This window comes from Mycobacterium sp. (assembly GCF_035506235.1).
Classification (GTDB): Bacteria; Actinomycetota; Actinomycetes; order Mycobacteriales; family Mycobacteriaceae; genus Mycobacterium.
Genome location: NZ_DATJPU010000255.1, coordinates 17,975 through 27,385, shown reverse-complemented (window position 1 = coordinate 27,385; position 9,411 = coordinate 17,975). Strand labels below are relative to the sequence as shown.

Genomic DNA, 9,411 nt, shown 5'->3' with positions numbered 1-9,411 from the left:
CATCGGGATCAAGGTGCCCACATCCGAGGCGTTGGTCCCCAGCTCGGTAGCCACGATCACCTGATGATCCTCATCGACTACGGCTTGGGCGTTGTAGCACTGGCGGAAAGCCCCGTCCCCGGTGAGCATGATCTTGGAGTCCGGGTCGGTGAAGTTGCGCTGTGCCTTGGGTTTTGGCGTGGCAGTCTCGGCCGCCGCAGCACCCTTGGCGGCGATGGCGTCGGCGTCGTCACCGCGCTCCCGTGCGGCGGCCTCGGCGTGTTCGCGGGCCCGTTGGCGTGCCTCTTCCTCCAGAGCCGCCTTGGCTTCGCGGATCTTGGCCAGCCGGCTCTCGCGGCGCCGCAGCTCCTCGGGCAATTCATCGCCGCGGCGGTTTTTGCCGAACTTCTTGTCTTCGTCCTTGTCGATCCGCTCGGCCTCCAACAGCAACGCCGAGACCTCATCGGCAAGGACCTTTTCCTTCTCGCTCATGCGCGCATAGCTCATCGCTTTACGTTTGGAGGCGTTGGCCCGCACCTTGGTCCCATCCAGGGCCACCCGACCCAACCGCACCATCCCCGCGGCCTGGCACAATGCCAAGGCCTGCACAAACAGGTGCCCAAGCGCTGAGAGGTGGCGTTTGCGGAACCGGGCGATCGCCCGGTAATCCGGAGCCGCCCCACCCGCCAGCCACCGAAACGGCACGTCATCGACGCATTTGGTCTCGATCACACGCGAGGAACGCACCCCGATGGTATAGCCGTAGAGCAGGATGCGCACCATCAACCGCGGGTCATAGGGCGGCCCGCCGCGCCCCTCGGTGTAGACGGCGTGGATACGCGACAGATCCAAATGCTCATCGACCAGATCGGCGATGAACCGGGCCAAGTGTTCGGCTGGCAACCACTCATCCAACGACGGGGGCAACAACAACCCCTGGTCCGGGTCGAACAGCCGAAAGGTCTTGTCCACCGGCGGCTTCGGCGGCAAAGAATTCGGATCTACCCGCTCAGCGGGGTCGACCTCGAACAATCCACCATCATCGAGATCATCAGGCACACTCCATGATCCCAACAACCCGCCGATCAACCCAACACCCCAGCCAGCGTGTTACTGACCCGTGCGCCTAGCGGGCGGCCGTGCCGTCAGCCCAATTCACGATCGCCGCATACGCCTGATCGTTGGCCGGGGACCGCATGCCGGTGCGTCCCAGGATCGCACGCAGCTCCTCGGCCAGCTCACGCATCTCGCCAACGGCAGCCAGGGCATGCGCCTGGCCGCCCACCACGGCCAGCTCGGTGTCGAAGAGTTGGCGCAGAGCGACATGCAGCAGCCGTTCGGGGGTCCACACCAGTGCCCGCGTCATCCGGGGCCGAATCGCTGTTCCGTCGGCTTGCAAGCCGCTAAGCGCGTCACGGTATCCGGTCACAAGCAGGTGCAGCAGATCATGCCGGCGGCCTAGCAGCCGGATATCCCCGCCGGCGCTGTACAGCGCACCGGCGAAGGCGGGCAGTCCAGCGGCGTGGGTCTTCTGATACGCCTCGGCATCGGTTACTACCCGCGCCGGCAAGCCTGCGCCCCTGAACATGTCGGCAATAGCGCGGGTGCGGACGCGAGTGAGTCCATTTCTTTCTCCGAAGAGCAGCCGAAGCCGACGAGTCCAGATGTAACGGACCACCACCCCATCCCGCTGACCGCCCGCGTTGACCATCCCGGTCAATACCCGCTGACTGCCCAAAGCTGCCGCCATGTCCGATGATCCGGCCAGGTTGTTACCCAGGAACAGAACCGACGGGATGCTTGGTGCGGCGGCCAACAACGGCAGCACCGAGGCGACCTGATCGCGGCGAACGATCACCACCGCGAGGTCATAGCAACTGCCAGGTGCAATCCGATCCACTATGGGCACGGGTGTCACGCTGCGCCTCCGGGTTCGCCAGTCCTCCAGTACGACGCCCCGATCACGCAGCGCGGCCAGTCGCTCACCGCGGGCCAGCAGCGTGACATCGACGCCGCCGCGAAACAATCGCGCGGCGTTAAAGCTGCCAATGACTCCCGCACCGACGACCAGAACCTTCATCGCCACCATCCTCACCGACCGGGATCAGACATCGACCCGAAGCCGCGGCGGCAGCCCGCACACAAGCCGGTCCATGCGACTGGGTCACCAGACCCGTCCCAGCTCGAGTCAGCGTGATGCCGGCATGTGCCGGTGCGACTCGCGCGCGACGATCACCACAGTCCGCGCCGCATGCGTGACGGCGGTGCTCACCGAGCCCAGGAGCATGCCGGCGAATCGGCCCCGACCGTTATTGCCGACGACGACGAGTTGCGCGGATTCCGAGTACTCGACGAGTTGACGAGCCGGCTGATCGCACACCACTACACGTCGCACCGTGACATCGGGGTAGCGCTGCTGCCATCGGTCAAGCCAATCAGCCAGCGCCTTTTGTGCCTGGGCGTCCATGGTCGCGAAATCCACACCCGGTACCTCCGACATGCTGACGTCGGACCACGCATGCAGCGCCACCAAATCCACACCCCGGCGGAAGGCCTCGTCAAAGGCGATCTCCGTCGCCAGTTCCGATGCGGGCGAACCATCGATTCCCACCAGCACCGGCGCCTGCGCGGGCGGCGAGGCCTCATCATGGACGACCGCGACCGGGCAGTACGCATGGTTCACCAGGCCAGTGCTGATCGACCCGAACGAGACCTGGCCAAACGCCCCTTCGCCCCGGCATCCCACGACCATCATGTCCGCAATCTTGGACTCATTGACCAGCGTCGAAACGGTTGGGCCATGTACCACCACGCTGTCCACGATCGGCGGGCCATGGCCGGCGGTGCTGTCGGCGACCGCTTTGCGTGCGTCTTCGAGAATTCGCCTCGCTTTCTCGTCCTGCCGATCGAAATAGTCCTGGGGTATCGGAATCTCCGGCCACGGCGCAACCGCCGGCACAACCGGTGCGATGACGTGCATGAGCGTAAGCGGAACATTGCGCATCGCAGCATCGCGAGCCGCCCAGTCGACCGCCGCCATCGACGACGCTGATCGGTCGACACCGACCAAAATGCCACGATGAGTTTCGGCGCCAGACATTTCGTTCTCCTGCTTGGCTCGTGTTGGCAGCTTCGCGCATGACCGTAGGACGACCTTCGCTGACGATCAGGTGGCAATAGTCACCGATCTGCCGGACTAACAGCCGTACGCCCGGCACTCGCCGAACGGCAACCAGCAACGGCAGTTCACTGTCGCTGCTATTCCAAGACGAATGTGACCAGCATGTTGACGCGGTAGGCGACAACCCCGCCGTTCTCTACATCCACCACCTGTTCCTTGATCCACGCCGATTTGACACCACGCAGCGTCGCCTCGGCCCGAGCAATGCCAGTCTTCACGGCGTCTTCGAAACTGGTGTCGGACCTCGCGCTGATCTCGGTAACGCGAGCGACGGTGCCTCCTGGCATGATGGCCTCCCAGGGTCTGATGTGGGATCGGGTAATCGACAGACGATGACCATCTAATTGCGGAGCAACCGAAGCAGGTAGGGACGAAGTGCCCGGTGCTGGGGGTCTTTAGGCCACAGTCTCCCCACCACAGGGGTTTTAGTCTTTCGAAGCATGGCAATCGAGCCCCTTATCAAACGCGACCCGAGCCACCGATGCCCGATCTGCGGCAGCGATACGGAGCTTGTCTCAATCACTTTCACGCATCGGGACGGCGAGAAGCACCAGATCGAAGCGACGTCGCCGCGGCGGCGGTGCGCCAATCTGAAGTGCAAAGGCCACAACGACGGCCTTGATGACTATGACGACTTCGCCGATCCTTAAACCGGTGCCGCTAGAGGTCAGCTCCGGACGCCGTCGTGATCGAGGCGCTGACGGGCTTTCCCGTCAACGTGGCGGTGTTTGTGTGCCATGAACGAGTCAGCCATACGCACTGCACAGGACCCGGAGCATCGCAATCGAGCGCGAACGGATCGCAGATATGGGCATGCGCGCGCCTCCGTTTATCTTCGGCACGGTGAGCGTGGTCGGCAACTTCAACCGTGAGGACCCATCACGCCCTGTGCGCCGTTAGAGTCAATCTGGCGGTCAACGAAAGGCGCGGCCATGTCTGACAACGCTAACCCCGCTGAGGCCGACTGGGATGATCCCCAATCGCTCGCCGAAGAAGCATTTCGCGCCAGCCAACGAGCGCAGCAGGCGCGGCGAGATGCGCAGGCGTCCCAGCGATCTGCGGCCGACAGCTTGGCCGCATCCGCAGCCAGTCACGACCGGACTGCGAGGGCATACGAGGAATCAGCCGAACAGAACGAGCGTCGTCGGGAGGAATACCGGCAACACGCGGCTCAACACCGCAAGTACGCGCAAGAGGACCGCGGCATGGCTCAGCAGCTACGGCAAATGGCAGAAAGTGACTCGATGGGCCGCCGCCCTACCCCCTCGAGCGATCAGGAACTATCCACGTAAGTGTCGCTGCCCACCGGATTAGCCGCTATGAACTATGGGAGGACGGTGTGCATCAGCATCACGTCGTATGCCGACCACAGCGACAGGTTGAAGTACAGGTCCCTGCCCGACGACCACGGATGGATCATCGGCGCGTAGATGCCACCGGGCATCGAGAACGCCGACACCAGCGGTTGCTCTCCGCTCCATGGTCCTGTCGGCGTCGGCGCGGTCCGCGCCACCACGTCGTTGCTGCCGCCGTTGGTGTACAGCACCAGGTACTGCTTGAGGTAGCTGTTGTACTGGGCCGACATCTCGCCCACCGGGCCGGGCCAAAGCGGCGTCGCCGCCCCCGGGTCGGCCGCGACCCAGTGTCCGCCGTTGTCGCCGTTCCAGTACTGGTACTTGCTCAGGTCGGGCAGATAGTTCGGGGGAACCCGCGACAGAAACGTGGCACCGCCGCGCCCCGACGGGGTGCCGAACTGGTAGAGGTAGCCGTCGTTTCCCTTCATGAACGCGCCCATCTGGAAGTTCTCGTTACCCGGCGTGAACCCGATCCCCGGGATGGCGTCCGCCGAGGCCGTGCGGATGGTGCTGGGGAAGATCCCCCAGCTCTGGCCGTTGTCAACGGATCTCGCGATCGCCGAGTAGTTCGTGCTCCATTCCCCGTCGCGGCCCCACTGCCTGATGGACATGTAGCTCATGTATTGGGTCCGCCCGAGGGAGATGGCGGCGGTCGGGATGATGCCCGTCTCGTGCGGCGCCTTGTGGATGGTGTTGACGACCTGCTTGGAAAGGCCGGTGGTCCACACCGGCGACCCGGAGTATCGGTCGTTGGGCACGCCGTCGGCGATGTGGATTCCGTGGGACAGGTCGCGGTCGGAACTGCGGAACAGCACGTTGTATCGCCATTGCTGGCCGTGCACCTTGCAATAGCCGAATGTGTCACCGAACGCCATGAGGACCTGACGGTTGGCGGGATCGCCGTTGTCCCAAGCGATCCCGAGGTCGGTCCCGGAGATGCCGAAACGCTGCAGGGTCTTGTTGGGGCCGTCCATTCCGGTCACCCAGTCGACGAGCGATGTCGGTGCCCCCGCGATGTTGGCGGGCGGCGGCGGCGCCGGCTGGGGCGCCGGCTGAGGTGCCGCGTTGGGCTGTAGCTGGTTGGCATTCGGCGGTTGCGGGAGGCCCGGGGCGGGCGGATTGGGACCGGGCGGCGGCACGACCCCCGCCTGGGGTTGTATCGGAGCGGAGTATCGCTGGCCCCCAGCTCCCGGCCTCATGAAGGAAGAGATCAGCGGACCCAATTTCGGCAACGGCGCCTGGTCGTTCGTATGCGAGGGTCTGCGCCCCGTCGGCGGTTGGACGACCGGCTGGGGCGCGGGCATCGCCGGTGGCGCGGCCGGGGGGTCGACGTTCGCTTCCGGCGCGCTGCAGGGTGTGGCGTTCGCCGACGGCGCGGGGCCTATCGCCACGAAGAAACCGATGGCGGTCATCGACGCCACCGATAGCGATAGGGCTCGGGGAATCGCCGTCAAGGTCACACCTTTCCAGGGGCGGGCCGTCGCATTGACGTCCGCGGTTGGCTCATGTGACGATAGTGATTCGCGTGGCTGCTGTGACCAGTGATCTGCCGATAGGTATGCATCCGTGACCGTGTCGCAACGCATCGGTTTTCTCGCCTGGGGCCCTGACAACCGCTGATCGCGCACCGCTGGATCCGAAAAATGTGCGCATTGCTGGGTCGGTGGGCCACGCGTCCCGAGTCCCATTGGAACGCCTATTTTCGTGCCGCTTGACCTGTTGCTGCTCTCGCGCCGTTGTCATTCCTCGGCCGCCCGCGAGATTCGCATCAAAGATTTATTGAATCCGCATTGCGGATCAGCACGGAGGAACCGGAGGGGGCCCGTTGGACAAACGACATCGGATATCCCCGAAGTCACGTGACTCCTGGGAATCCTGGGGCCCAGGAGCAAACCCGACCCAACCGGGGTACGCTCCGATCCGCCAGCACACCCCGGTCGGCGCCCCGCGGGCGCTCCACCAAGGAGGGCATCCGGTGAGTGTCCCTGATCAGTTGCAGCCGGACCCGTTGCAGCGGCCTGCTTTTCTCCGGCGTGTGGTCGCCGCATCCATGGCCGGCACCGTCGTCGAATGGTACGAGTTCTTCCTCTACGGCACGGCGGCCACGCTGGTGTTCAGCAAGGTGTTCTTCCCGCGCGGCGGCAACGAACTCGACGCCATCCTCGCCGCCTTCGTGACCTACGCCGTCGGCTTCGCGGCCCGCCCGCTCGGCGGGCTCGTCTTCGGACACTTCGGCGATCGGTACGGGCGCAAGAAGCTGCTGCAGTTCAGCCTGCTGCTGGTCGGCGCCGCAACCGTCCTCATGGGCTGCCTGCCCACGTTCGCCCAGATCGGCTACTGGGCCCCCGCGCTGTTGGTGGTGCTGCGCTTCTTCCAGGGCTTCGCCGTCGGCGGCGAGTGGGGAGGCGCCGTTCTGCTCGTCGCCGAGCACAGCCCAAGGCTCACCCGCGGTTTCTGGGCGAGCTGGCCGCAGGCGGCGGTGCCCGGCGGCAACATGCTGGCCACCGTCGTACTGCTGGGGCTCACCTCGACGCTGTCGGACGGGGCTTTCCTGAGCTGGGGATGGCGCGTCGCCTTCTGGTTGTCCGCGGTCGTCGTCCTGATCGGTTACTACATCCGCACCAAGGTGACCGACGCGCCCATATTCCTGGCAGCCCAGCAAGAAGCCGAGCGCTCCAAGACCACCCGGCTCGGAGCCGTCGAGGTATTAAAGCGTTACCCGCGTGGCGTTTTCACCGCCATGGGCTTGCGTTTCGGTGAGAACACCATGTACTACCTGGTGGTCACCTTCTCCATCACCTACCTCAAAGTGCAGGTGCACGCCAACACCAAGGTCATCCTGTGGTGGCTGCTGGCCGCCCACGTCGTGCACTTCGTGGTGATCCCGCTGGTCGGGCGTCTCAGCGACCGATTCGGCAGGCGCCCAATCTATTTCATCGGCGCGGTGTGCGCGAGCACCTGGGGCTTCTTCGCCTTCCCGATGATGGACAGCCGGCGCAATGCGATCATCATGGCGGCGATCGTCATCGGTTTGGTGTTCCACGGCCTCATGTACGCGGTCCAGCCGGCGGCCATGGCGGAGATGTTCCCGACCCGGATGCGCTACTCGGGGGTGTCGCTGGGCTATCAGGTCACCTCGATCGTGGCCGGCTCGCTTGCACCGATCATCGCCGTTCGCCTGCTCGAGACGTACAAGTCCGCGGTGCCGATTTCTTGGTACCTGGCGGCCGCCGCGGCGGTGAGCGCGGTGGCCGCCCTGGCCGCGCGCGAGACCAAAGGCATCGACCTGGCGGCCATCGACCTCGCCGACGCCGAGGCCCTCCGCGAACGTCCGGCCACCCCCGCTCGGACCCCGGAGGGACCGGAGCCGACGGAACTCGTCGAAGACGCCGTCTAATCCTGGACATACGTTGAATAGCGCGAGCCGAACGCCGCAGGTCAGCACTAATTTCGTAATGTGGCCTGCGAGGTTGGGTCAGCATGTTTGTCAACCGCCCTGGGCGGTAATGATGCAAAAGAGGCGTGCGCGTCGGCCGGCCTTCGCGCCCGTCTAGGTCCCGTCGGTTCAGCCCGAGAGCCGACGGGGCCGTCCCCTCTTCGCCGCCTCGGCGAGGCGGATACGCCCCAAAGGGCGAGTCATCCAGGAGTACCGTGCCGGTTATGGACGGCTCGACAGGCGTGTGGATACTGGGCGGCTACCAAAGCGATTTCGCCCGCAACCACACCAGGGAAGGCGGTGACTTCGCTTCGTTGACCGCTGAAGTGGTGCAGGGCACGCTCGCCGCCGCGAGAATGGACGCCACAGACATCGGCGTCGTCCATGTCGGCAACGCCTTCGGCGAGATGTTCGCGAGCCAGGGCCACCTCGGTGCGATGCCGGCCACGGTCTGCGGCCAACTCTGGGACACCCCGGCCTCGCGGCACGAGGCGGCATGCGCGTCGGGCAGCGTGGCCGCGCTGTCGGCGATGGCCGATTTGCGGTCGGGCGCCTACGACACCGCGCTGGTGGTCGGGATCGAGCTGGAGAAAACGGTGCCCGGCGACACCGCCGCCCAACACCTCGGCGCGGCCGCGTGGACCGGACACGAAGGGGCCGGCGCCCGCTACCTCTGGCCGTCGATGTTCGCCCAGATCGCCGACGAGTACGACCGGCGTTACGGCTTGGACGACACGCACCTGCGGGCGATCGCTCAGCTCAACTTCGCCAACGCACGGCGTAACCCGAACGCCCAGACGAGGGCGTGGACGGTCCCCGACCCCATCACCGACGACGACGCGACCAACCCGATCACCGAGGGCCGGCTGCGCCGGTACGACTGCAGCCAGATGACCGATGGCGGCGCCGGAGTGGTGTTGGTGAACGACGCGTACCTGCGCGACCACCCGGAAGCGCGCCCGATCGGCCGCATCGACGGCTGGGGACACCGCACCGTCGGGCTGGGTCTGCGGCAGAAACTGGACCGAACGGCGGACAACCCCGCAGAAACTCACGTGCTGCCGCACGTGCGCACCGCCGTGCTCGACGCGTTGCGCCGCGCGCGGCTGACCCTCGACGACCTCGACGGGTTCGAGGTGCACGACTGCTTCACGCCCAGCGAATACCTGGCCATCGACCACATCGGGCTGACCGGCCCGGGCGAATCGTGGAAGGCCATCGAAAACGGTGAGATCGAGATCGGCGGCAGGCTGCCGATCAATCCCAGCGGTGGATTGATCGGCGGCGGCCACCCCGTCGGGGCGTCCGGGGTAAGGATGCTGCTCGACGCCGCCAAGCAGGTCAGCGGCGCGGCGGGCGACTACCAGGTCGAGGGCGCGAAGACCTTCGGCACCCTGAACTTCGGCGGCAGCACCGCTACCAGCGTCAGCTTCGTCGTCAGCACAACCGGGGAGTGGTGA

At 65.6% G+C, this 9,411-nt stretch carries 8 protein-coding genes; 3 read left to right on the top strand and 5 right to left on the bottom strand.

The window, feature by feature from the left end; translation table 11 throughout:
- The 4 genes from VMD50_RS23985 to VMD50_RS23970 form a co-directional block, all read right to left on the bottom strand.
- A partial coding sequence (locus VMD50_RS23985) for a transposase (RefSeq protein WP_422656582.1) occupies nt 1-951 on the bottom strand: 951 nt, incomplete at its 3' end.
- Nucleotides 952-1,105: 154 nt separating this feature from the next.
- Nucleotides 1,106-2,059, bottom strand: a complete 954-nt coding sequence (locus VMD50_RS23980; RefSeq protein WP_325431438.1) for a ketopantoate reductase family protein — start codon at nt 2,057-2,059, stop codon at nt 1,106-1,108.
- 108 nt (nt 2,060-2,167) lie between these two features.
- Nucleotides 2,168-3,079 (bottom strand): universal stress protein, encoded by a 912-nt coding sequence (locus VMD50_RS23975; RefSeq protein ID WP_325431436.1) that lies wholly within the window; start codon nt 3,077-3,079, stop codon nt 2,168-2,170.
- A gap of 158 nt (nt 3,080-3,237) precedes the next feature.
- Entirely contained in the window at nt 3,238-3,447 is a 210-nt protein-coding gene (locus VMD50_RS23970; protein WP_325431434.1) for a dodecin family protein, read from the bottom strand.
- Nucleotides 3,448-3,600: 153 nt separating this feature from the next.
- Between VMD50_RS23970 and VMD50_RS23965 the strand changes: the two genes are divergently transcribed.
- A complete protein-coding gene (locus VMD50_RS23965) occupies nt 3,601-3,810 on the top strand; it encodes a hypothetical protein (RefSeq protein ID WP_325431431.1) in 210 nt (69 codons plus the stop codon).
- A gap of 674 nt (nt 3,811-4,484) precedes the next feature.
- On the opposite strand, the gene VMD50_RS23960 is transcribed toward VMD50_RS23965, so the two are convergent.
- The gene (locus VMD50_RS23960; RefSeq protein ID WP_325431429.1) at nt 4,485-5,969 is read right to left on the bottom strand and encodes a DUF4185 domain-containing protein; all 1,485 of its coding nucleotides are present in this window, start codon (nt 5,967-5,969) and stop codon (nt 4,485-4,487) included.
- A 521-nt stretch (nt 5,970-6,490) separates the two neighbouring features.
- Here VMD50_RS23960 and VMD50_RS23955 point away from each other — a divergent pair.
- Both VMD50_RS23955 and VMD50_RS23950 read left to right on the top strand, forming a co-directional pair.
- Nucleotides 6,491-7,912, top strand: a complete 1,422-nt coding sequence (locus VMD50_RS23955) for an MFS transporter (protein ID WP_325431427.1) — start codon at nt 6,491-6,493, stop codon at nt 7,910-7,912.
- Nucleotides 7,913-8,175: 263 nt separating this feature from the next.
- Nucleotides 8,176-9,411, top strand: coding sequence for an acetyl-CoA acetyltransferase (locus tag VMD50_RS23950; RefSeq protein ID WP_325431425.1), 1,236 nt, complete (start codon nt 8,176-8,178; stop codon nt 9,409-9,411).